The 23,820-nt window shown below is 56.4% G+C and carries 20 protein-coding genes and 1 pseudogene; 9 read left to right on the top strand and 12 right to left on the bottom strand.

Annotated elements, in window-relative coordinates; genetic code table 11:
• Positions 1 to 27: 27 nt before the first annotated feature.
• From NR795_RS13980 to NR795_RS13995, 4 genes are read left to right on the top strand one after another with little or no spacing between them, the layout of a single operon-like run.
• Positions 28 to 222, top strand: a complete 195-nt coding sequence (locus NR795_RS13980; RefSeq protein ID WP_042388298.1) for a YbdD/YjiX family protein — start codon at positions 28 to 30, stop codon at positions 220 to 222.
• Between the two features lie 8 nt (positions 223 to 230).
• Entirely contained in the window at positions 231 to 1,190 is a 960-nt protein-coding gene (gene yjiA, locus NR795_RS13985; RefSeq protein WP_257758536.1) for a GTPase, read from the top strand.
• Positions 1,187 to 1,933: an AraC family transcriptional regulator gene (locus tag NR795_RS13990; protein WP_257758537.1), complete on the top strand. Its 747-nt coding sequence runs from the start codon at positions 1,187 to 1,189 to the stop codon at positions 1,931 to 1,933. Before yjiA ends, NR795_RS13990 begins: the two co-directional genes overlap by 4 nt.
• A gap of 48 nt (positions 1,934 to 1,981) precedes the next feature.
• Entirely contained in the window at positions 1,982 to 2,629 is a 648-nt protein-coding gene (locus tag NR795_RS13995) for a LysE family translocator (protein ID WP_257758538.1), read from the top strand.
• Positions 2,630 to 2,663: 34 nt separating this feature from the next.
• On the opposite strand, the gene NR795_RS14000 is transcribed toward NR795_RS13995, so the two are convergent.
• The 3 genes and pseudogenes from NR795_RS14000 to NR795_RS14010 all read right to left on the bottom strand — a co-directional run bounded on the left by NR795_RS14000 (position 2,664) and on the right by NR795_RS14010 (position 3,798).
• Complete coding sequence (locus NR795_RS14000; RefSeq protein WP_257758539.1) at positions 2,664 to 3,380, bottom strand: helix-turn-helix transcriptional regulator; 717 nt, start codon at positions 3,378 to 3,380, stop codon at positions 2,664 to 2,666.
• A pseudogene (locus tag NR795_RS14005) lies at positions 3,364 to 3,606 on the bottom strand (amino acid-binding protein); the annotation flags it as partial. The gene NR795_RS14000 and the pseudogene NR795_RS14005, both read right to left, overlap by 17 nt.
• A 27-nt stretch (positions 3,607 to 3,633) precedes the next feature.
• On the bottom strand, positions 3,634 to 3,798 hold the full coding sequence (locus NR795_RS14010; protein WP_257758540.1) for a DUF1127 domain-containing protein: 165 nt from the start codon (positions 3,796 to 3,798) through the stop codon (positions 3,634 to 3,636).
• A gap of 177 nt (positions 3,799 to 3,975) precedes the next feature.
• Between NR795_RS14010 and NR795_RS14015 the strand changes: the two genes are divergently transcribed.
• On the top strand, positions 3,976 to 5,388 hold the full coding sequence (locus NR795_RS14015; RefSeq protein ID WP_144816369.1) for a PLP-dependent aminotransferase family protein: 1,413 nt from the start codon (positions 3,976 to 3,978) through the stop codon (positions 5,386 to 5,388).
• 32 nt (positions 5,389 to 5,420) lie between these two features.
• Here NR795_RS14015 and NR795_RS14020 read toward each other — a convergent pair whose 3' ends face one another.
• Positions 5,421 to 6,791 carry an NAD-dependent succinate-semialdehyde dehydrogenase gene (locus tag NR795_RS14020; RefSeq protein WP_257758541.1) on the bottom strand — a complete coding sequence of 457 codons (1,371 nt, stop codon included), beginning with the start codon at positions 6,789 to 6,791 and terminating at the stop codon, positions 5,421 to 5,423.
• Positions 6,792 to 7,013: 222 nt separating this feature from the next.
• Here NR795_RS14020 and NR795_RS14025 point away from each other — a divergent pair, with 222 nt between their 5' ends.
• Positions 7,014 to 7,535, top strand: a complete 522-nt coding sequence (locus NR795_RS14025) for a VOC family protein (RefSeq protein ID WP_257758542.1) — start codon at positions 7,014 to 7,016, stop codon at positions 7,533 to 7,535.
• A gap of 41 nt (positions 7,536 to 7,576) precedes the next feature.
• Positions 7,577 to 8,848 carry a DUF445 domain-containing protein gene (locus NR795_RS14030; RefSeq protein WP_257758543.1) on the top strand — a complete coding sequence of 424 codons (1,272 nt, stop codon included), beginning with the start codon at positions 7,577 to 7,579 and terminating at the stop codon, positions 8,846 to 8,848.
• On the opposite strand, the gene NR795_RS14035 is transcribed toward NR795_RS14030, so the two are convergent.
• From NR795_RS14035 to NR795_RS14050, 4 genes are all read right to left on the bottom strand, one after another.
• The gene (locus NR795_RS14035) at positions 8,849 to 9,919 is read right to left on the bottom strand and encodes a DUF2955 domain-containing protein (RefSeq protein WP_144816378.1); all 1,071 of its coding nucleotides are present in this window, start codon (positions 9,917 to 9,919) and stop codon (positions 8,849 to 8,851) included.
• Positions 9,909 to 10,976 carry an HlyD family secretion protein gene (locus NR795_RS14040; RefSeq protein WP_257758544.1) on the bottom strand — a complete coding sequence of 356 codons (1,068 nt, stop codon included), beginning with the start codon at positions 10,974 to 10,976 and terminating at the stop codon, positions 9,909 to 9,911. Before NR795_RS14040 ends, NR795_RS14035 begins: the two co-directional genes overlap by 11 nt.
• A gap of 208 nt (positions 10,977 to 11,184) precedes the next feature.
• A complete protein-coding gene (gene fos, locus NR795_RS14045; protein WP_257758545.1) occupies positions 11,185 to 11,607 on the bottom strand; it encodes a fosfomycin resistance glutathione transferase in 423 nt (140 codons plus the stop codon).
• A gap of 83 nt (positions 11,608 to 11,690) precedes the next feature.
• Positions 11,691 to 12,812, bottom strand: coding sequence for a cupin domain-containing protein (locus tag NR795_RS14050; RefSeq protein WP_144816391.1), 1,122 nt, complete (start codon positions 12,810 to 12,812; stop codon positions 11,691 to 11,693).
• Between the two features lie 205 nt (positions 12,813 to 13,017).
• Here NR795_RS14050 and symE point away from each other — a divergent pair, with 205 nt between their 5' ends.
• On the top strand, positions 13,018 to 13,329 hold the full coding sequence (gene symE / locus NR795_RS14055; RefSeq protein ID WP_144816393.1) for an endoribonuclease SymE: 312 nt from the start codon (positions 13,018 to 13,020) through the stop codon (positions 13,327 to 13,329).
• Here the strand turns inward: symE and NR795_RS14060 are convergent.
• The gene (locus NR795_RS14060) at positions 13,326 to 14,231 is read right to left on the bottom strand and encodes a WYL domain-containing protein (protein ID WP_144816395.1); all 906 of its coding nucleotides are present in this window, start codon (positions 14,229 to 14,231) and stop codon (positions 13,326 to 13,328) included. The two genes, symE and NR795_RS14060, sit on opposite strands and share 4 nt — an antisense overlap.
• A 425-nt stretch (positions 14,232 to 14,656) precedes the next feature.
• On the opposite strand from NR795_RS14060, the gene NR795_RS14065 reads away from it, so the two are divergent.
• The gene (locus tag NR795_RS14065; protein ID WP_257758546.1) at positions 14,657 to 18,358 is read left to right on the top strand and encodes an NAD(P)-binding protein; all 3,702 of its coding nucleotides are present in this window, start codon (positions 14,657 to 14,659) and stop codon (positions 18,356 to 18,358) included.
• 56 nt (positions 18,359 to 18,414) lie between these two features.
• Here NR795_RS14065 and NR795_RS14070 read toward each other — a convergent pair whose 3' ends face one another.
• The 3 genes from NR795_RS14070 to NR795_RS14080 form a co-directional block, all read right to left on the bottom strand.
• Positions 18,415 to 19,311 carry a manganese catalase family protein gene (locus tag NR795_RS14070; protein ID WP_257758547.1) on the bottom strand — a complete coding sequence of 299 codons (897 nt, stop codon included), beginning with the start codon at positions 19,309 to 19,311 and terminating at the stop codon, positions 18,415 to 18,417.
• 527 nt (positions 19,312 to 19,838) lie between these two features.
• Positions 19,839 to 22,757, bottom strand: coding sequence for an RHS repeat-associated core domain-containing protein (locus NR795_RS14075; RefSeq protein ID WP_257758548.1), 2,919 nt, complete (start codon positions 22,755 to 22,757; stop codon positions 19,839 to 19,841).
• A 274-nt stretch (positions 22,758 to 23,031) separates the two neighbouring features.
• The gene (locus NR795_RS14080) at positions 23,032 to 23,820 is read right to left on the bottom strand and encodes an MBL fold metallo-hydrolase (protein ID WP_257758549.1); all 789 of its coding nucleotides are present in this window, start codon (positions 23,818 to 23,820) and stop codon (positions 23,032 to 23,034) included.

The raw sequence follows: 23,820 nt of genomic DNA on the forward strand, positions 1-23,820 counted from the left end.
GGGCTTTTTCAATATCAGGAACGCCACATGTTTGGTAACTTAGGTGAAGCAAAAAAGTATCTCGGCCAGGCCGCGAAAATGCTGATTGGAATTCCTGACTATGATAACTACGTCGAGCATATGAAGACCAATCACCCGGATAAGCCCTACATGACCTATAACGAGTTCTTCCGCGAGCGACAGGAAGCACGCTACGGCAGCGGCGGAAGCAGCTGCTGTTAGGAGACCCTATGACACCCATTGCAGTAACGCTTCTTACCGGTTTTCTTGGCGCAGGCAAAACGACCCTGCTGCGCCACATCCTCAACGAGCAGCACGGCTACAAAATTGCGGTCATCGAGAATGAGTTTGGCGAGGTCTCCGTTGACGATCAGCTGATTGGCGATCGTGCCACGCAGATCAAAACCCTGACTAACGGCTGCATCTGCTGCTCTCGCTCCAACGAGCTGGAGAGCGCCCTACTGGATCTGCTCGACGGCCTTGACCGGGGCGATATCGCCTTTGACCGGCTGGTGATCGAGTGCACCGGCATGGCCGACCCCGGCCCGATTATCCAGACTTTCTTCTCCCATGAAATCCTCTGCCAGCGCTACCTGCTGGACGGCGTCATTGCCCTGGTGGATGCGGTGCACGCCGACGGGCAGATGAACCAATTTACTCTCGCCCAGTCGCAGGTAGGCTATGCCGACCGCATTCTGCTGACCAAAACCGACGTGGCGGGCAGCGCCGACGCCCTGCGCGAGCGGCTACAGCGCATCAACGCCCGGGCACCGATCTACACCGTCACCCACGGCGACATCGACCTGGCGCTGCTGTTTAACACCAACGGCTTTATGCTGGAGGAGAACGTCGTGCCGGCGACGCCGCGCTTCCACTTTATGGCGGAGAAGCAGAACGATATTTCGTCTATCGTCGTGGAGCTGGACTATCCGGTAGAGATTGGCGCGGTCTCCCGGGTGATGGAGAACCTGCTGCTCAGCTTTGCGGAAAGGCTGCTGCGCTACAAGGGCATGCTGTGGATCGACGGCGAACCCAACCGCCTGCTGTTTCAGGGCGTGCAGCGCCTCTACAGCGCCGACTGGGACCGCCCCTGGGACGACGAGCCGCCGCACAGCACGCTGGTGTTTATCGGCGTCCAGCTGCCGGAGGAGGAGATCCGAGCGGCCTTTGCTGAGTTAAAAACCCGGTGACCCGCGATATCCCGCAAACCTTCTGGCGCTCGCCGCTGCTGCCAGGGGTGGAGTTACGCTCCACCTGGCAGAGCCGCCAGGCATACAAGACGCATAGCCACGCTCAGCTGTCGATCGGTGCCATCGTCGAGGGGCAGACCCGCTGCGTCTGTAACGGCGAAACGTATCTGCTCTCGCCGGGGGATCTGATCGTCATTCCCGCACATGCTCCGCACAGCTGCAATCCGGTGGATGGGCAGCCTCGCAGTTATCATATGCTCTATATCGAAACGGATTGTCAGCCTGCGCTTCAGATTGTTCAGAGTGAATCCCTGTTCCGTCACTATCTGCAAGCCATTGAGAACCTCTCTTCTCACGCAGTCGAGGCCCTGCTCGCCGCGCTTCCCGCTGGATCCGTCCAGCCTGCAACGCTGCGCCCCAGCAGCCTGCAGCTGCAGGAAACGCTGCTTGAAAACCTGGTGGCTCCGCCTTCGCTGGATGCGCTGGCCCACCGCTTTTCCCTACGCAAAGAGACGCTGATCCGCACTTTTAAGCAGGATCTTGGCCTGACGCCCATCACCTTTCTCAATAGCGCCCGGATTGAGTTTGCCAAAACACGCCTGCGCGCCGGGGCGGATATTGCCGACGCTGGCTACCAGAGCGGCTTTGCCGATCAGAGCCACTTCCATAAGACCTTCGTCAGCTATACCGCCGCCACGCCGCGCCAGTACGCCACGGGCCGATCAATATCTGACAATAATTAATGCTCCGCGCGCCGTAGGATGGCCTCAGGTTTACTTTATGAGGTCGCTATGGAGTTGTTACACACCCTGTTTCCCGCTGCGTTTGCCATGCTGGCGCTGTCGCACTTTGTCGCCCTGCTCAGTCCCGGCCCGGATTTCTTTCTGCTGGCGGGCTACGCAATCCGCTACCGTCTGCGCGGCAGCCTTGGACTGTGCGTGGGCATCGCCGCGGGCAACGCCGTCTATATCGCGCTGGCAATTGTTGGCTGGAGTGAGCTGCGGCGCGCTCCCCTGCTGTTTTCCCTTATCGAAGTGGCCGGAGCGGCGTACCTGCTATGGATTGGCAGCCATCTTATTCGCAGCAGGCCGGGCAATCTGGCGCTACAAGGGGTCGATGCTGGTCGCCCGTCGCTGGTGAAGCAGGTGCTGATGGGGCTGGCTTCGGCGCTGCTCAACCCCAAAAACGCCCTCTTCTACCTGGCGTTGATGGCCTCGCTGCTGGGGCCCAACGTTACGCTGCTCCAGCAGTCGGTAAGCGGCATCTGGATGGTCATGGTGGTGCTGATGTGGGATCTGCTGGTGGTGATGCTGATTGGTTTGCCGCCGGTGCAAAAACGCCTCTCGGCGGCGGTGGTCGTTATCGAGCGGATCGCCGGTGCGGTGCTGATGGGGTTTGGGCTATGGATTTTAGCAACGTGTTTTTTTGCCGGCCCCTAGGCTCGGCAAGCGTGGCGTTGACTATGAGGTATTTTCAGCAATAAGTGAAATCGATGCGGAACAGCTGCTGTAGCACGGTCCGGCCTCGCTCAGTGACCGTCAGCTCACGGTAGCCGGGAGCCTGACTCAGCCAGCGCTTTTCAAGAAACAGCGCCAGCAGGGCTGCGCCAGCGTCGCCGCCAAGATGATACCGCCGCTCGCTCCAGTCCAGACAGGGACAGCAGGCCTTGCGCCGCGGGCGAGGATTGAGCTTTACGCCCAAGCCCAGGAGCTGCTCTCGCCCCTCTGGCGTTAGCGTATCGCCGTCCGTGGTAAGCCACTGCGCCTCAACCATAAAGGCATAGACGCCTACGGCCACCTCACCGGCGAGGTGATCGTAGCAGGTGCGGGCATGGCGCAGACGTAAGGGAGTACTGGAAGCGCGTGCTGGCTGGGCACGCATAGAGACGCCCATCAAGTTCTCGATAAGCCCGGCTATTTCACGATTTTCCAGGCTGTAATATCTGTGCCGTCCCTGGGAGAGACAGCGGATCAGGCCGCTACCGAGCAGCTTTGTCAGATGCCCGCTGGCGGTAGAGGGGGCAATGTCCGCCACTACGCTCAGCTCGGTAGCCGTCCATGCCCGCCCGTCCATCAGCGCGCAGAGCATGCTGACCCGGGACGGATCGGCGAGGGCAGCGGCAACCGCTGACATGGCCTGTTCGAGCACCCCATCAGGATGCTCGTCGTACTGCTTACGGGTGAGGCTCATTCACGTCCCATTTTATCGTTACCGCTGCGGCCCGCGCGTTATCATCGGTTAGGAGGATCAGCCGGTTACTGTGATCGCTGTACTGAACCAGAATATTAACGCCGCTACGGGCAATTGCATCAGCAATTTCACCCAGCTCGCCCGGACGCGCCTGGCGTAGCTTTCTAATCAGGGGCGGGCTAACGTTTTTGACATCAAATCCGGCATCGGTCAGCACCCGGCGGGCGGCGAAGTGTGGCTGCGGCGCACGATGCTACTCCACTTCCCCGCGCCCCAGCCCAATATCTTTTAGCTGCGCATTGCTCATTTTTTGTAGGGTACGCTGCGCCTGGCTCCGCAGATGCCATTTTTTGATTGCTCGCCAGAGGATGGCGAAGCCGATAAAGGGTCTTTTACCTCTGTTTTCATGAAATTCCATTCTGTGTCTCCTCTCGCTGGCTGAGACACTATCTTCATGGATTTCGGGTAGAACAATACAGACTCACAAAACGATTTTGTTTTCCATACAGATGCGCTAAAACGGTATCTGCACAGCGAAACCAGCGCGTATCTGTACTGGTTTTTTTATCTGTATGGCAAAAAGGAAAGATACAGCATGGCACGTTACCAACGTCTGGCAGAGCTCTTAGCCGAGCGTATTGAGCAAGGCCTGTATCGTCATGGCGAAAAACTCCCGTCGGTTCGCAGCCTGAGCCAGGAGCATGGGGTGAGCATCAGTACCGTTCAGCAGGCATATCAAACCCTGGAAACACGGCAGCTTATTACCCCGCAGCCGCGCTCCGGCTATTTTGTTGCCCCGCGTAAGGTTCAGCCCCCCGTGCCGCATATGTCGCGTCCGGTACAGCGTCCAGTTGAGATCACCCAGTGGGATCAGGTGATCGATATGTTAAAGGGGCACAGGGATAAAGAGATTACTCCCTTCAGCAGCGGCGCGCCCGACATTGAGCAGCCCAGCCTGCAACCGCTCTGGCGCGAGCTAAAACGCCTGGTGCAGCATAATCTCAATGAGGTGCTTGGCTATGACTCCCTCACCGGTCGTCAGGAGCTACGGGAGCAGATTGCCCGCCTGATGTTAGACGGTGGCTCGGTGGTGAGCGCGGAGGATATTATCGTCACCAGCGGCAGCCAGAGCGGATTATCACTGGCCCTGCTGGCAGTATGCCAGCCTGGGGATATTATCGCCGTCGAGTCGCCCGCCTACTACGGCACCATGCAGCTTCTACGGAGCCTCAACGTTAAGGTCATTGAGATCCCGACCGATCCAGAAACGGGCATGAGCATTGAGGCGCTGGAGCTGGCGCTTGCCCAGTGGCCGGTCAAGGGGGTCATTACCGTGCCGAACTGTAATAATCCTTTGGGGTTTATTATGCCGGACGCGCGTAAACGGGCGCTCCTTGCCCTTGCCCAGAGCCATGACATCGTGATTTTTGAAGATGACGTCTATGGCGAACTGGCGACTGAGTACCCCCGTCCACGGACAATCCACTCCTGGGACATTGATGGCCGGGTCATGCTGTGCAGCTCGTTTACCAAAACCGTTGCGCCAGGCCTGCGCGTGGGCTGGATTGTGCCTGGCCGCTACCACGATCGTTTTTTGCAGATGAAGTATGCCGTGCTGGGTAGCAATGTGCCCGTGACCCAGCTGGCAGCGGCACACTTTATCAAAGAGGGGCATTACCATCGTCATATCAGACGGATGCGCCACCTTTACCAGCGTAACATGGCGATCTATACCTGCTGGGTACGGGAATATTTTCCGGAAGGGGTCTGTATCACCCGCCCGAAAGGTGGATTCATGCTATGGGTTGAGCTGCCCGAGCAGGTCGACATGGTCTGCGTGGCGCAACAGCTATGCCGACTGAAAATCCAGGTCGCACCAGGATCGCTATTTTCGGCATCAGGGAAGTATCGCAACTGCGTGCGAATTAACTGCGCATTACCGCCAAACGAGAAGCATCATGCGGTAATGGAAAAACTGGGCAATGCGATAAAAGTAGCAATGGAATAACCCCCTCCCTGGCAGGAGGGGGCGGGAGTCACTTATTTACTGACCACGACCAACTTCTGGTTCACGAACTCTTTGATCCCCAGATCTGACAGCTCGCGGCCAAAGCCGGAGCGCTTAACGCCGCCGAACGGCAGTTCCGGAGCGGTATCGGTCAGGGAGTTGATGTAAACCATCCCGGTCTCGATACGTGACGCCAGGGCTTTTGCCCGGTCGATATTCTGGCTGAAGATAGCGCCGCCCAGCCCGTAGTGTGAGTCGTTGGCCAGCTGCACCACCTCGTCGTCATCTTTGACCACATAAATCTGCGCCACCGGGCCAAAGAACTCTTCGAAATAAGCCGGATTGTCGCGAGTGATGTGGGTCAGGATCGTCGGCTCAAAGAAGTTGCCTTCGCGCTCAACGGGCTTACCGCCAAAGTGCAGCGTCGCACCGTTTTTCACCGCCTCGTTAACCTGTTTGGTCAGGGTTTCCAGCGCGTCCTTCGACGACAGCGGGCCTAAGGTAGTGGACTCATCCATCGGGTCGCCAATCTTCACCTGGCGGAAGGCGGCGGTGTATTTCTCAAGGAACTTATCGGCAATCGACTCCTGCACAATAAAACGCTTCGCGGCGGTACAAACCTGCCCTGCGTTTTGCAGACGCGCAGTGACGCCTACCTCAACGGCCTTATCCAGATCGCTGTCGTCCAGCACCACAAATACGTCGTTGCCGCCCAGCTCAAGGGTCGCTTTTTTCAGTTTTTTGGCCGCCTGCGCCGCTACCGCGCTGCCTGCGGTTTCAGAGCCGGTCAGCGCCACGCCCTGAACGCGATCGTCGGCAATGATATTGGACACCTGGTCCGAAGAGATAAACAGGTTAGTGTAAGCCCCCTCCGGCGCACCTGCATCCCGTACCAGCTGCTCGAAGATCTCCGCACAGTGCGGCACAATGCTCGCATGTTTAACGATAATCGGGTTACCGGCGGCCAGGTTCGGAGCCAGAACGCGCATCAGCTGATAGTAAGGGAAGTTCCACGGCTCAACCGCCATCAACACGCCGATGGGATGATGCTCAACCCAGGCGTCGCCCAGATCGGAGTTGTATTTCACCGGCGCAAGGAAGGTGCTGGCATTGTCGGCGTAGTAGCGCGCAATGCTCGCACAGAGTTTGACTTCGCCGCGGCTCTGCTCGATCAGTTTGCCCATCTCCTGGGTGGCAATTTTCGCCAGCTCCTCGGAACGCTCCTCCAGCAGATTGGCAAGCTTAAGCAGCACTGGTAGACGCTTCTCGATATCGCCCTTTGACCATGAGGAGTGGTATAGCGCATCCGCTTTTGTCAGCGCCGCCTCGATATCCGCATCAGTATGGGACGGATACTCTTTAACAAGCTGATTTGTGGATGGATTCACTGTCTGATAGGCCATCTCAAATACCTCCTGGTTAGCAGTAAAAGATGCTGATAAGGATAATAAGGGTAGTTGAGATGCGTGATGGTGCATGGATTATCCGGCATAAACAGACGGTTCTGAATGCTCTACAAAGCAGAGAATAGCCCAGCGTTTGCACGATAGTACGTTCAGCTTCTACGCTTAAACGCATGGATAAAATCACTGGCTATTCATCACGACAAGGCATCGGGGGCAATCATGAGTGAAGCGACTATTCGTGGTATGGACCATATCGGCATTACCGTACCGGACATCAAGCAGGCAACCACCTTCTTCTGTGCCGCCCTGGGTGCAGAGCTGCTCTATGAGTCTGTCTCTATTGGTCAGGAGATTGATCAGGACGCCCAGCAGCACACGCTGCGTCTTGCTCCGGGCACCCAGGTGAAAGCGGTCAGGATGCTGAAACTGCACAACGGTCCGGGCATTGAGCTGTTTGAGATGCAGGGGCCGGATCAGGATCGCCCCCAGCGGGCCAGCGATTATGGCCTGCAACATTTTGCGGTCTATACCGATAATATCGAGCAGGCAACGCAGCGCTTCGAGGAGGCTGGCGGCAAGATGTTCACCGAGCCCAAGCCGCTTACCTTCCCCACCGAGTATGGCGACGGCAATCAGTTCTGCTACGGCAGCACGCCCTGGGGCGGCATCGTAGAGTTTATCTCCCGTCCCTCGCCGATGCCCTACGAGAAAGAGACTGCCTCACGGCGCTGGAAACCCTGATCGGGATTTCTATTTAGTCGTCAGGGATCTATGATGAGTAGATGGATAAATTAGCCGAACTTAAACGCGCCAAGCGCCTGGCCCTGTCGCTGCTGCTGATCGCTGCGGCGACCTTTGCTGCCACCCTTTTTCTGCCGCCCACCCGTCTGGTAGGTGCAGTGAAGGCCGTCGCCGAAGCGGCAATGGTCGGCGCGCTGGCCGACTGGTTTGCGGTGGTGGCGCTGTTTCGCCGCGTGCCGCTGCCCTTCATCTCTCGCCATACGGCGATCATTCCCCGAAATCAGGAGCGGATCGGCGACAATCTTGGCATTTTTGTGCAGGAGAAGTTTCTTGATACCCAGTCGCTGATCGCGCTGATTCGCCGTCACGAGCCCGCGTTGATGATCGGCACCTGGTTCAGCCAGCCGGATAACGCCCGCCGGGTGGGTCAGCACCTGTTGCAGGTGATGAGCGGCTTTCTCGATCTTACCGACGATGCCCGCATCCAGAACTTGCTCAAGCGCGCCGTGCACAAGGCGATCGACAAGGTCGATCTCTCTGGCACCACCGCGCTGGTGCTGGAGAGCCTGACTAAAAACAACCGTCATCAGGTGCTACTGGACTCGCTGATCGCCCAGCTGTTGACGCTGATCCAGCGCCAGAGCACCCGCGACTTTATTGCCCACCATATTGTGCGCTGGCTGAAGACCGAGCATCCCCGTAAGGCGATGCTGCTGCCTACCGAGTGGCTGGGAGAGCAGAGCGCGGAGATGGTCTCCAGCGCGGTGAACTCCCTGCTGGATGACATTAGTCACGACCAGGGCCACCAGATCCGTCAGGCCTTTGACAAAGCCACCCTGAAGCTTATCGAACGGCTGAAGAACGATCCAGAGATGGCCGCCCGCGCCGAGAGCACCAAGACCTACCTGAAAGAGGACGAAGCGTTTAACCGCTATCTGGGTGAGCTGTGGGGAGATCTGCGCAACTGGCTGAAGGCCGATATGGAGAGTGAAAACTCAAAAGTGCAGCTGCGCATCGCCGAGGCCGGACAGTGGTTTGGCGAAACGCTGGTAGCGGACGACGCCCTGCGCGCCTCGTTTAATCAGCACCTTGAGCAGGCCGCCCGCAGCGTGGCCCCGGAGTTTGCCCAGTTCCTCACCCGTCACATCAGCGATACGGTCAAGAGCTGGGATGCAAAAGAGATGTCGCAGCAGATCGAGCTCAACATCGGCAAAGATCTGCAGTTTATCCGCGTCAACGGCACGCTGGTGGGCGGTACCATTGGACTGATCCTGTGGCTCCTGTCGCAGCTGCCGGGGCTATTGGCTGCCTGATTAAGCCGGCGGCGGTATCACGTAGCGCGTTGCCGCGAAGCGGTTGAGCAGTATGTGGACCAGGAATACCAGCGTCAGAGTAATGAACAGCGACACGGTGACCGAGACGATACGGTAGAGATCGCTGAACACCAGGTCCTGATTAGGGTGCATATTCTGGCCGAACATGATCCCAAGGGTGGTGATGCTGGCAAAGCCCACGCCCGCCCCCACCTTCTCCATGGTATGCAGTCGCGCACCAATCCCCAGACCGAGACAGATCAGCGGCATCATCAGCAGCATATGGCTGCTGTGATCGTAGAGCACCAGCTGGATCAGCAGAATATAGACGCACCCCAGCACCACGCCCGCGATTCGCCATATTGAGCTGAGTACCGCGCCACGATAGCTCATCGGGAAGAGGCTGAGCACGCCCGCCATCAGCGCCGACAGCGAGTCGCTGAGGTTACACACCTGGAAAACGATAAAGATCACCGTTGCCACGGTCCCGGAGAGCAGAGACTCATGACGGATGCGGGCAGCGTCTTTCTCGATAACCGGCGGGCGCATACGCGGCTCGACGTCCGGGATCAGGTAGTGCAGCAGTGCGCTCAGACAGACCGCCATCACGCAGGCCTCAATATTCGAGAAGAACAGCACGTGCCAGTCGTTAGTGGGATAGCTCATAAAGTTGAGCATCGTGCTCTGGCACACCACGCCCATCGAACCGAAGAGAAACAGCGGCCCCTGGCTCATAAAGCGAAAGCGCACCACGTACAGGGCAAAGACCACCAGCGTCATGATCACCGGCCACTGCGACAGAAAGCCGATGATCAGCACCATCTCAATGCAGTTGATGACCGAGCTGAAGATAAACTGCCTCGCCACGTGGCCATTGAAGACCGGCACCAGCGACATCAGCATCAGCGGATAGACCACAAAGAAGACGCCGTACTGAACGTTGTAGAAGCTCGAAATGCTCAGGGCCAGCGTCCCTGCCAGCGCAATACGCAGCGTCTGGCGGAAATCGTTCGCCGAGTAGACGACCTTATCGTGAGGCGAAAAAACGCGGGCCAGCGTACTAATAGACATAATGCAGCAAACTAACCAGGTGGATTTGCAGGCCGGAGAAGAAGTGGGCAAATGGCCCTTCGCTGTTGTAGAGCTGAACGGTGGCGCGCGCGCCGGTCGGCAGCGGCTGCGCCAGCGGCTCATCCAGCACCACGTGGATACGCATTCGCTGAGCATCGCGCACCCAGCGGTTAGAGGTTTCCGGCTGGGATAGCTCGCCGTTCACTGCCTCCTGGCCCGCCAGGATCCCAGCGTCGCGGGAGGTAACCCGGGCATGGAACACCTGCCCCGGCAGCGCATCAAAGACCACCGCGGCATCCGTCCCCGGTTTCGTATGACGCAGGCTCTTCTCACGGAAGTCGGCCACGATATCGGTGTTATTGCTCACCAGCGCCAGCGCTGCCGATCCGGCAGAGGCGTACCAGCCGGGGCTAAGCTGCAGGTTGCTGATGGTGCCATCCGCTTCAGCGCGGATCTGCGTCCAGCCAAGGTTAAGCTGCGCCTCTTCCAGCGCGTTCTGGTACTTCTGCAGGGTAACGTTATGGCCATCGTCCCGATCGCCGCGCTGAATGTGCAGCGCGCGGATGTTTGCCTGTAGGTTACTGACCGCCTGCTCGCTGGACTGCCACGCGGTGCGAACCTTATCGAGATCCTGCTGGGAGACGTTCTGCGTGGTGCTCAGACGCTGATAGCGATCGAAGGTGGACTTGTCGTTACGGGCGGTAAGCTGGGCGCTGGTCAGGCTCGCCTGCGAGGCGGCAATCTGCGCATCCAGCTGCTGGTTTGTCAGATGCGCCTGCCGCAGCGCAATCTGCGCCGCCTCGACGCGGTTGATAAACGGCGTGCGGTCGAGCTCAAACAGCAGATCGCCCTTCTTCACCTGGCTATTGTTATGCACATAAACTTGGGCGACATAGCCCGAAACGCGGGCGGAAACGGGCGATACCACGCGCATCACGGTGGAGTCCGGCGTCAGCGGGATCCAGATATCCGCAACGATAAAATAGACAAACATCAGCAGGAAAGAGGCAATACTGACCCTTACCCAGCGGGCGAATTTTTGTTCAGGCGTCATCATAATTATTATGTCTTACGGTGTTAGTGCAGGTGATGCAGCGGCGCACCAGGCATGCCAGCGGCGTCGGTTGACAAAAGCGGGGTAAGCTAATGCTTATCAGGGAAACTATCAAGAAATGAACAGGTAAAGAGCATGGAATGCGAAAGGTAACAGCCCTGTCCCAGCGCGGTTACCGTTATAAATATGAGAACGAAGCGAACCTGAAACGCTATGTATCGGAGGTAAAACGCATACCCGCGTAGGGCCTCTGCCTGCAGGCAGCAAGACGCTGGGCTAAGTCGCCCACGTGGATCTCCAGTTGGTGTCCATCTGGATCGAGAAAATAGCAGGAGTCGCCTTCGCTCCTGTTCTCTTTCCAGAATACCGTTTCGGCCTGCTCTAGCCTGGCAACAAAGGCCGAAAAATCCTGCGCGGCAATGCTGAAGGCGTAGTGCGTGTAGTCTTTTTCAGCTAATGCAACCTGCTGGCGAGCCGCATCGACCGACAGGCATAGCCACAGATCCCCGCAGCTAAAGTACGCGCCGTTATCCCACTGCGCGTGGAGTTCGAGTCCCAGCAGACGCTGGTAAAAGTCGACGCTGCGTCTTAAATCGACGACGGCCAGCGTGAGGTGGTTCAAGCCTTTCAGCACACCCTTCTCCTTTTTACAGTGGATAACTATGTAGGCCCGGCAAGCCTGCGCCGCCGGGCATATCGAGCTATCTTCGCACACGCTTACTCGTCGAAGTACCAGTAGCCCTGGTTAATCAGCGCGGTCAACTCCGCCACGCAGAGCGGATTACCCAGCGCCGCGCCCAGCTCGTTTTTGCCGAGGGTGGTGTAGCGACAGAGCGCATCCGCCGCTGCGGGATCGGACATCTCCAGCGGCTCACTGTTGATGAAGACGCTGCCGCCGATGTTTAGCACCCGCAAGCCGCTCAGGCGGCTCAGGCACTCTCCCCCCAGCAGCGCGTCCAACACCTCATCCTGTTCATAGGGCGGCTCGGCGGGAGCGATATCCAGCTCGTGACGCGGTGTAGTCACAAAGCTGCCAAACCACTGTTTAAACGTCTCAGGCTGCTGGATCATCTCGATCATCATCGCACGCAGACGATCGAGTTCATAGCCCTCCACCCGCCCCGGATGATCGCGGCAAGTGAGATCGGGATCGCTGTAATGCTCGCTGCCAAGATCGTTTTCCAGCGCGTAATCGGCAAAGCTGCTGAGCAGATCTCTGCCGTTAGGCCCCCGGAAGCCAACGGAGTAGTTCAGCGCGGTGGTATGGGTGATGCCGTCGTGTGGGAAGCCGGGCGGGATGTAGAGAATATCGCCCGGCTCAAGATCTTCATCGATAATCGGCGTGAAGGGATCAACGTGCAGCAGCGCCGGATGCGGACAGAACTGGCGCATCGGCAGCTTGTCGCCCACCCGCCAGCGGCGGCTGCCCATCCCCTGAATGATAAAGACATCGTACTGATCGATATGCGGGCCCACGCCGCCGCCGGGAACGGAGAAGGAGATCATCAGATCGTCCAGGCGCCAGTCCGGCAGCGCACGAAACGGACGCACAAGCTCGGCGGAGGGCATGTGCCAGTGGTTGACGGCCTGCGCCAGCAGCGACCAGCCGGTTTCGCCCAGGTGATCAAAGTGCTCAAACGGGCCGTTACTGGCCTGCCACTGGCCGTTGTGAAAGCTAACCAGACGGCTGTCGACCTCTGGCTCCATTGCCAGCCCTGCCAGCTCGTCGGGGCTGATAGGATCAACGAAGTTGCGCAGCGCGTTTTTTAAAACAACCGGTTGTTTTTGCCAGTATTTTTCAAGAAATTCAGGCCAGTTGAGATCGAGTTGGTAAGCCATGGGTTCACACCAGAGAGAGGAAATGTCCCTGATTATAAAGAGGCCGTGACCGACGCTGCCTTGTCATGGGTCAAGAGAGTGGCAACCCCACTGTTTCTAAATAGTAATTTGAGTTTTTCTAAATAGTCAGTCGAAAAATACTGTATATAATTACAGTTATTCTCTTTTCGGCGCTCTGCCTCTTTCTCGCTAAGGAGCCATTATCATGGCAGATGACAATCGTCTTATAGAACCCGTTACCCAACGCCGTTTAACCGTCAGTTACGCGACACGCTTTCATGACCATGCCCATGTGCCTGCCATCGCCATAAAAGGCCAGTGGCTGGAAGAGGCCGGTTTTCCAACCGGTACGGAGATGGATGTCAGGGTGCTGAACGGTTGCATCGTGCTCATCGCTAAACCCGTTGAAGAGGAGCTGGTGCAGTCGGTGCGGAAAATCAGCAAGCTCTCTCCACGAAAGCAGCGCCAGGTGCAGGACTACATCGACCTGGTCGCGGCAAAAAGACGGGTAAATTAAGCGTCCTGTAGCTGTTCGTGTAGAGCGGGTTCGCAGCGTGTCTGTAGATCCTGCGTGAAAGCCGCGCTCAACGTGGCCGGGCCAACGATGCGAATGTCGGGCAGCCAGTAGCGTAACCAGCGAAACAGCGTGTCCTGGTCACTGATCGCCGTCGCAATGGTAATGCTGCCGTCCTTATGCTCCTTCAGCAGACGCTGGGCGGGGAAAAGCGGGCGGCGCGTTACGAAAGTGGCCGCATGGGCAGAGACGTGCAGCGTCACCTCGGTTCTTTTACCAAAGCGGATACCGGGGGTCGTTTCAAGCTCTTCAACGACGTCAGCCTCCAGCTCGAATGTCGTTTGCGTTGTGGCAAACTCTGCAATCCGCGCCAGCTCAAATGACTTCAGGCAACCCTGCTCGACTGCGGCCAGATACCAGAGGCCATAGTGATTGATGAGCCGATACGGCTGCAGACGACGGTTTTTTTCGCGGTAAAAGCAGGTGACTTCCGTGCGGGAGGTTATCGCATTATCGAGGCTATTCATGAGATCGCCATACTGCTGATTCTCCCGGCTGCTGGCACCGTGAATAGCAATATTGTCGGCACTGTTCATGCGCTTACGTAGAGACTGGCCATCATGATGCGGGAAAAGATGTGCAACGCCGACAAAGCTGGCGAACTCTGCCAGATGACCGGCATGGAGCGACGGCAGCAGATTCGCCGTTAACTTAAAGCGTCCATTCGATACCTCGTCCAGCACATGGGCAAGCCTGGCGAGATCCCGATAGGCGGTTCGCTCTGCAATGCCAAACCGCTCGCACAGCCAGTTTTTATCGATAGTGACACCCTGGTAGAGTGCACCAAACGTTTCACACAGGCGCTCAATAAGCAGGTCGTATTTTGTACTGCCGTTATCCTTCATTGGTTTACGTCCCGGAAGAGAAGGGCCTCGAAAGAGGTTAAGGTCATAATAATTAACGGCAGCGGCCTTGAAAACTATAATAATTTTTTTAACTGAGTATTTACTCGCTATAAAAATCACACTTTTTATTGATGGTGCATTGCATATATAACTATCTCTAATAATTTCTTATCACTCTTTAGCAAGACTCAACTGGTAAAAAGGATTGCCAGCACTATACTTAACCAAAATTAACAAAAATATATTTATCACACTATTACCATTAATAATTGCCCATGCAAAAGCATGAGTGAAAATATAATTTACTGGATATACGCTTAAATTTCTTAAAGTTTATCGATTACCGCTTCGGTAAACGGCACTGCCCATTATAAAAAGTTATTCGGTTACGGATCACAAAAAATAAAAATGCAGGAGAGAGCGGGATGCCAATATTTGACAGCTTCTGGCAAGCGGGTTACGAGGGTGCCGACCATCGAAACGGTCAAGGTATGCCGCTCTCAATGAATGACGTTACCGGGCACAATGCCAGAGTGCTAAGCGATTATATTTCATTAAAGAAGTTAAATATTTCAACGGTACGGGAGAGCGTAGGCTGGCGTCTTGTTGAAACCGCGCACGGATATGATTTTTCATCCGTTGCCGAAAAGATGCAGGCTGCAAACGAGGCCGGAATACAAATTTGCTGGACGATCTGTCACTACGGCTGGCCAGACGACACCGATATTTTTTCACCCGATTTTGTGCCCCGCTTTGCACGGCTGTGCGGTGCACTGGCGCATTTTTTAGCGCCCCGGTACGTCTCTTCGCCCGTTTACTCGCCGGTCAATGAGATCTCCTTCACCAGCTGGGCCCTCTCGGTAGGGTTTTTCCGCTGCTCTGCGCCGCCGGGCATCGCCACTGGTGAAGAGAGCAAGCGTCAGCTGATACGCGCCACCATAGCAGCCTGCGAAGCGATCTGGGCTGCCGATCCGCGTGCACGCGTTTTGCACTGCGATCCCATTATCCACCTGACCGCGCCAGACCAGAGCCCGGAGTCGCTGGCTGCGACAGCAGGCCACTACAACTCACAGTATCAAACCTGGGACATGCTTTCAGGCAGAACAGAACCGGAACTGGGCGGTGCGCCTCGTTACCTCGATCTTATTGGGGCGAACTACTACCACGATAACCAGTGGGAGAGCGGCAGCAATGCACGCTTGTGGTGGCACCTTGGCGATCCCAGGCGTGTCCGTCTCAGCCAGATGTTAGAAACGCTTTATCGTCGCTATGAGCGCCCGATCCTGCTGGCTGAGACCAGCCACGTTGGCAGCGGACGCGGTGCATGGATAAGCCAGATAGCGGCAGAGGTAGCCCAGGCGCAGCTGGCGGGCGTCGAGCTACAGGGGGTGTGTCTTTATCCCGCCATCGACCGGCCAGACTGGGAGGATTTGAGCCGTTGGCATCGCAGCGGACTATGGGAACTTGACCATCAGGGCACGGACCCACTGGCACGCATACTTGATCCTGTTTATGCCGCAGCCTTACAAAAGGCGCAGCACACGCTGGGTCTGTTCCAATCCCGACTATGCGATCTGAATGACGCTAAGAATAGTAGCGACCCTATGAAAAAACTGTATATCTTTAGCCATCTGCGCTGGGACTTTGTCTTTCAGCGCCCGCAGCATCTCCTGACCCGGCTGGCGAAACATTACCAGATTTACTTTATTGAAGAGCCAACGTTCGCGCCTCCGCCTGCTAACCTGAGCATGACGCATCCTGCGCCCAATGTGACTGTGATAAAACCACATACACCGCTCCAGGTACATGGCTTCCACGACAGTCAGATTGCCTATCTCCAGCCGCTGCTGGCGGATATCGTCGATGAAAATGAAGCGCCGCTGGTCTGGTTCTATACGCCGATGGCGCTACCGCTGCTGGCGGTCTTTAATCCCTCTCTGGTGATCTACGACTGTATGGATGAGCTGGCCGCGTTTGAGAATGCGCCCAGACAGCTTTTACAGCGCGAGTCCGCCCTGCTTAACCGGGCCGATATCGTCTTTACCGGCGGCCCTAGCCTCTATGCGGCAAAGTCAGGACGGCATGAAAATATCCACTGCTTTACCAGCAGCGTCGACGCCATCCACTTTGAGCAGGCGCTCGATCGCAACAACTATCATCCGCTGATCCAGGACCTGCCGCACCCGCGCTTAGGGTATTGTGGCGTTATTGATGAACGTATGGATCTCGATCTGGTGGCCGCGATTGCCGATGCCCATCCGGAGTGGCAGGTGATCATGGTCGGGCCGGTCGTCAAAATCGATCCGGCTACCCTGCCCCAGCGTCCTAATATCCACTATCTCGGCATGCAGCCTTACCAGGCTCTGCCGCAGTTTTTGGCCGGGTGGGATGTTTGCCTGATGCCGTTTGCCCTCAACGCCTCGACGCGCTACATCAGCCCGACCAAGGTGCTTGAGTATATGGCCGCCCTGCTGCCGGTGGTGAGCACGGCAATTACCGATGTGGTCGAGCCCTATAAGCATGTGGTCGCCATTGGCTACGATCGTGCTGGCTTTGTACGCGCCTGCGAAAAAATGCTCGCACTGACGCCCGAAGCCAGGCAGACGATGCAGCGTGAGATGAAACGGATTGTCGACAGCACCTCCTGGGACGTCACGGCGCAGGCAATGCACGGCCTGATGGAGAAAGCGATGGCAAAATCCTCCCTGCAGCGGATCGCCACACCTGCCGCGCAGGCGGCAAATGATGCAGCGCGGAAAAACATGGCGCTTAAGCCGAAACCCGCTCGCAGCGAAAACGCGATTTCGGCCCGCTGCCTGATCCTCGGCGGTGGCCCCACGGGCCTGAGCGCGGCGTATCACTATGGCTCGCAGGCGGTGCTGCTGGAGCGCAACGAGAGCGTCGGCGGCTGGTGCCGCTCTATTGAAGACGGTGGTTTTACCTTCGACTACGCCGGGCACATCATGTTCTCCAACGATCCCTATGTGCTGGAGCTATATGACATGCTGCTGGGTGACAACCTGCACTGGCAGATGCGCGAGGCCTGGATCTACACCGACGGCGTCTACACCCGGTATCCCTTCCAGGGTGCGCTGTATGGCCTGCCGACCGAGACCATCAAAGAGTGTATTCTCGGTGCCATTGAAGCCAAGTACAGCGGCACGGCTGACACGCCGCCAGAGAACTTCGAACGCTTTATCTACCAGGTCTGGGGCGCGGGTATCGCCAGGCATTTTGCTATCCCCTATAACCAGAAGCTGTGGACCGTGCCGCTCTCTGAGATGGAGACCTCCTGGCTTGGCGGACGCGTGCCGCTACCGGATCTTGCCCAGATCGTTGAGGGTGCAGTAGAGCCGGTCGGCAAGCCGATGGGGCCAAACGCTCGCTTTGGCTACCCGTTGAAAGGGGGCTTCCAGGCACTGATGTCGGCGTTTCTGCCGCACATTAAAGGTGTGGTAGAGACCAACAGCGAGATCACCCATATTCTGGCGAACCAGCATATTGCCGTTCTCGCCGACGGCAGGCAGTTCCACTATGAACAGCTGATTAGCACCATGCCGCTTCCCGAGCTCATTCGCATTATTGGCGATGAGGCCCCGGACGAAGTGATCGCAGCGGCAAACGGGCTGCACCATGTCTCGGTGCGCTGTGTGAACCTCGGCATTGGTCGGGCCGATCTTACTGATAAGCACTGGATCTACTTTGCTGGCGACACCATTTTTCACCGTATCTTTGTGCAGGGAAATACCAGCCCAGAGTGTAATCCGCCGGGCGGCTGCGGCCTGACCTGCGAGATCACCTACTCCGAACATAAACCGCTGCCGGTTGATGGTCAGGCGCTGATAGACCGCTGCATTGCCGAGTGTATTGAGGTCGGCATCTTTACGGCGGAGGATGAGGTGCTGGTGGCTAATCAGCTGGATATTCCCTACGCCTACGTGGTTTACGATCACCAGCGGTCAAAAAACGTTGAGACGGTGCGCCAGTGGCTGCTGACCCAGGATATTGTGCTGGCGGGCCGCTACAGCGAGTGGGAGTACTACAACTCCGATCATGCGTTTATTGCCGGGAAAAATGCCGCTGAGAAGGTGAAAAACAGCGTCAGCCGACGCGGGGCGGGAGCCTAAGGCCCATAAAAAAACCCGGAACGTTTGCTTCCGGGTTTTTTATTACTTACCGATGATTACGGCGCTTTTTTAGCGGTCTCGTTCTCAATCGGCGGAACTGAGCCCAGATCGGTCCCGGTAACCGGGTTAACCGACGGGTCAGATGCGGTACGCAGCTTCAGCGCGTCCAGGTTCGCCTGCTGCGGCCCTGGTAGGTTAACGCTGGCCATGCCATCGCCACCGTCAACGGCCGGCGGTGGGTTAGTCACGTACTCAAAGTTTTCATCTGAGTTCCAGCTCCCGCGCACTTCACCACCTTCAGACATATCGAAGTAGGTGTTAGCGTACTGTTCGATCGGCGGCAGTTTTCCTGGCGGGAAGTTGTTGCGGATCGAGTAGAGCGCTTTTTCAAAGGAGATCTGGTGCGCAACTTCGCGGGTCATCAGGAAGCCCAGCGCATCTTTCACGCCCGGGTCGTCCGTCATGTTGATTAGGCGCTCATAAATGATTTTTGCGCGCGCTTCAGCGGCAATGTTAGAGCGCAGGTCAGCGGTCACTTCACCGATGGTATCGATATAGGCTGCGGTCCAAGGTACGCCCGCAGAGTTGGTCAGCGACGGACCACCGCCGTACAGCAGTGCGGTCAGATGGCTGTCATTACCGTTACCGGTGATTTTACGATAAAGCTCGGCTTCTTGATCTGTACCTTCAGCCAGGTCGCCTTTCGCGCCCTTGTTGAGCATCCCTACCAGAGAGCCGATGATTTCGAGGTGGCTTAGCTCTTCAGTAGCGATATCCATCAGCATGTCTTTGCGGCCCGGATCGTCATCGCCCAGCCCCTGAGTAAAGTAGCGGCACGCTGCGGCCAGTTCACCCTGTGGTCCACCAAACTGCTCAAGCAGGAGGTTAGCTAAACCGGGATTGGGCTCGGCTACGCGTACTGTGTACTGTAATTGCTTTACATGTCTGAACATAGGCTCACTCCAGTGATTATTTATTTTCCAGCATCGTTCACAGCTGCTGAATGAAGAATAAATAACTGCTTAAATATGAAAACCTTAAATTTTCATAAAAGTCGTCGTACCGCTTATAAGGATAGACCATGATTGAAATTCAGCCGTGGTATTGAATCATCCTTAAGATTTTAAGATTTGTCTTAAGCAGGCGATTGCAGAATAAAACAGGTTTAAAGAAATAACTATTTACAAAAATAATAATATTTTTCAATATACATTGATGCATTTGTTTTATAAGGGAAAGGACTTCAAAGAGCGTGTTTAGATTTATGTTTAGAGGATCCTAATATATCCAAGCGTCGCAAATGTGATGACGTGTCCGCCAGCACGATGCCACTGAGACGATCGCCTGCTCAACGCCCATCTTCAGCGGGCGGGCAGTTTTGGCCAGGTGGCCTGCAAACTATCCTTTTGCAGGCCACCTTCGGTTATTTATACCCCGTTTGTGCTTAAGCTCTCTTCGCGCAAGCTTAATATGCTGAAGGCTATGCTGCCCAGGAGTGATCCGCACCATTCTGGACAAATCTGTTTAAACTCTTCATATTTTTATACGGTTTAAGCAACAGATTAATCTCCTGCAGCTCTAAGTTTTTAACCTTGCTACCTAGCATTTTTTTCTTTTCCTCTGTGAACAGATCGAGAGTGCGGTTGAACTCCTTCATATTCAAACCAGGAAACAGTTCATACATCGCCTGGGTAAGTACATCAGGCCCGGCAAGTTTTAATACGTTTTCCACGCCAGCCTGATAGTTCTCAGCCGCTAAATCGAGCGTTCTGTCGATAACAGGATTATTCTCCGTTACGGCAATAGGCGTATTAGGGATAGCCTGGGCTTTATCAGCGGAGGCAGCATACTCTTCATTCACCATTATGCCTCCCGGCCCAGAGAGCTGACCAAAAGGTTGTTTCTGGGTATCATCAATGTCTTTATAGATGCCCCCGTCAAATTTCAACAAAAATAACCGTAGCAGATCGCTGGCTTGTGCATAGCGCTTGCCTGCAACCGCCTCCTCATAATATTTAAATGCGGGGTGGGCTTTCATTTCATCATAATGCGCATGGGTACGAATATCTCTGACATTGATATTTGTATCCCTGAAATTCTCCTGAAGATCCCTCATAGCAGATTCATGTCCCTGAATGCCGCTATCAAAATAGAGAGTTATATCGTAATCCCTATTGAGCATTCCGGTATCTTTTGTTAACTGAGTATTTACAGAACTAATATTTCTGGTACCAATCCATATCATATGAAGCCTCTTCGGGATATCCATGTCCGGGTATTTGGTACTTTCTTGTTCAATTTTTTGCGCGAACTTCTCTCTTTTAGCCAGCCCCTGTCCCATACAAGCAAAAACAGGCATATTGCCATCCGGGTCAAAGAGAGAGACCGGATTATTTTTCACCATCCGGAACAGGTTCAGGCCGTCCACCTCGCCTGCCGGGTCGGCACTCACCCAGCGGCAGAGCCACGGGGCGTAGTAGCGGTGGCCGTAGTGGTACAGCCCCGTGCCGTCCCGCTCCTTGCCGGAGTAGCGAATGGTTTTATAGCTGGCTTCGGTTTCACTGCGCGCCGCCCACACCGCCGTGCCGCCGAAGGGGTAGTACTCCTCCCGGCTGATAAGCTGGCCCTCTGCATCCAGCTCCAGCGCCAGCGAGCCAATATTGTCGTCCACGCTCCAGCGCACCTGGTTATTGTCGATACCGTCCGGCCGGCCTGTCTCCCAGTGCAGCACCCGGATACCCGCCCGCCCCGCCTGGCCGGTCAGCACGTGCAGCTCTTCTGACGGCGGACTGTCACCGTCTGCCGTCTCCTGCCAGCTCATGCGCAGCTCCAGTTCCGGCAGGTAGCGCACCTCATCCACCCGCCACAGCCCGGCGTCGCCGTTCACCAGGGTGCGGGTCTGCCTGCGTACCCGCTCACTGCCGCTGTACTGGTACACCTCCCGGTCGTTGTCCCCGCTGCTGCGGCTGACCAGCGTCACCGCCTGCAGGTTGCTGCTGCCGTCCCACGCCAGCCCGTCGCTGCCGGAGGAACTCGCCTGGAGCTGCAGCAAATTACCGTTGCTGTCGAACCAGCCCGCTACTTCATCCGGCGTCTGTGCTCCGCCGTCGTTCTGCTGTACGCTGCGATTAGAGGTGCTCTCTGTGGTCATGGTACGGGTGAAACGGGCTGCCCCGGCGTGCGTCAGGGTGGAGAGATTCCCGCTGTCGTCGTAGTGGTAGCTGCGGGTGTAGCTGACGTACTGACTGTCGTCTGCCGGCACCGGCAGGCTGGCGTACTGCATCCCGGTGTTGCCGGCGTTCTCCCGTCCGGTGGCGCTCAGCAGCTGGTACAGCGCGTCATAAATAAACGTCCGCGTCCCGTCCGTGGTCTGGTTGCGGTAATAGCCCGCTGCCACCGTGCCGTCGGTCACCGAGGTGACGTTGCCGGTGAAATCATATCCGTAGCTGAGCGCCTGAAGAAGGGTGTTATCCGTGCGCCGGGCTGTGATGCTCTCAAGCCACTGGTTCTGTTCGTCATACCCGTAGGTGGTGGTCACCCCGTTGCCGGCCCGTTCGGTCAGCACCTGGCCCGCCGCGCTCCGGGTCACGCTCTCCAGCAGGGTCTGCGTGGTCCCGTCTGCCGGGGCCACCGTCTGATGGCAGCCACTGCCGCTGACGTCATAGCGCCAGGCCTGCACATGGCCCCTCGCATCCGTCTGGTTCAGGGTAGCACCGCGGGCGTCGGCGATTGTGGTCGTGGCATATACGTCTGCCTCCAGCAGCGTCTCCCGCGCCGTCTCATCTTCAGGCCAGTCCGGTAAATCCTCTGCCGAAACCAGGAAGCGCTGCCCCTGGCGGAGCACCGCCCCGCTGAGAGCCACTGAGTTCACCTGTAGCAGGCCGCCGCCGTTGTAGTGCGCCACGCTCACACCGCGCAGGTTATTGTCCTGCGAGCCGTCATCTGCCGGATGGCTGTCGCCGTAGTCGCTGCGCCAGCTGACGCGGATCTCATCGCTCCCGTTCAGCTGCTCGCCGCCGCTCTGTGGCCGCCCCAGCTCATCGTACGCCAGGGTCTGCACCGTGCCCCGTCCGTCGCGGCTCCACACCAGGCGGCCTGCCGAATCGAACAGGGTCACCTGCATCCCGCTGTCGGTACTCTCCCGCCGCAGCACCTGGCCCGCCAGCGACGGCACGGAGTGCAGGTTCGCTGCCGTGGCACCCTGAGCCCGGGCGGCAAAAAGGCGCGGGTCACGCAGCGACACCGTCCGGGTGGCATCGTCCGCCTGTGAATGAGTAACCAGCAGGCGCAGCGGGTCAGAAGCCTGCTCCCGGTTCCAGTTAAGGGCACGCACGGCCAGCCCCCGGTTATCATGCACGCTGACCACCGGCGTACTGGTTGCGACTGTTGAATTATTCATAGCTGACTCCCTGGCGAGCAAGATGGCAAGATTAAATAAAAGAGAAGAAGTTATTAGTCAGCATAAAATCATTTACAGCGCTCAGATGTGCAGTTTTAGGTAGTACTGCCCCAAAATAGAGGAGCCTGCACGCCGCGTCTGCTGCGGGAGTCGCTGAAATTGACCTGAGAAAATCCGTCAGTAACAACATTTTTAATGCCCTCTCTCCATTTGTAAGAAAAAATAATAGAGCATTAACATTAGTTTTTTATTATCTGGTCATAAATGTGGGATGCTATAGTATTTGTATAACATCTCCTGTATTAATCTCCTCTGCACCTGGCATCCATAACTTTCCCCATCTCCCGGTACAGTGGCAGGTAAGGACCTGCTTAGGGTTAACATCTTGGATATAGTTCCGCAAAAACATAAGACGCCACGGCATAGCATGTCGCAAATGCATCCCACCTACGATTGCGTAAATAGTTTTTACTCCGGTCAGCCTCCTGGAGTGCTCAATAATATTCTTAACTCCTTTATGCCCGCAGCCGGTAAAAATCACCAGACCTTTATCTGACTTATATATCAGAGCACCTTCATCCTTGAGTGTATCAGGTACCACCCTTTCCTTTTTGATATAGCCGTAGGTTTTAACTGATGCGATTTCGCCAGACCAGATAAACATATTGCTTATCTCATAAGGCTCTTTTGTGAAATGAAAACTCTTCTGATCAGAGGGTAACTGAGTAGATATCTTCTTGATTGCTATGAAGCGGCTTAAAAATTTCACACCTGCGTATTTATGGTCATACACGCCGGGGTGGCACAGCACCTTAGGAAGATTTTGAAGATGCCTCAGCCCACCGCAGTGATCGTAGTGGCCGTGGGATAAAACAACCCAGTCAATACCATCAAGCGACACGCCCATCTTTTTAGCGTTGTGTATAAACGCGGCATCTGGCCCGGTATCGAAGAGTATCCTCGTTTCACCATCGTCAATTAACAGGCTTAGCCCTGGCCGACAGCTTAGCCCCTCGGCATGCTTTGCTTTTCGGTTTTCCATTAACACGGTCACTTTCAGCAT

Origin of the sequence: Pseudescherichia sp. L3, assembly GCF_024656065.1 — a bacterium.
Lineage (GTDB): Bacteria > Pseudomonadota > Gammaproteobacteria > Enterobacterales > Enterobacteriaceae > Pseudescherichia.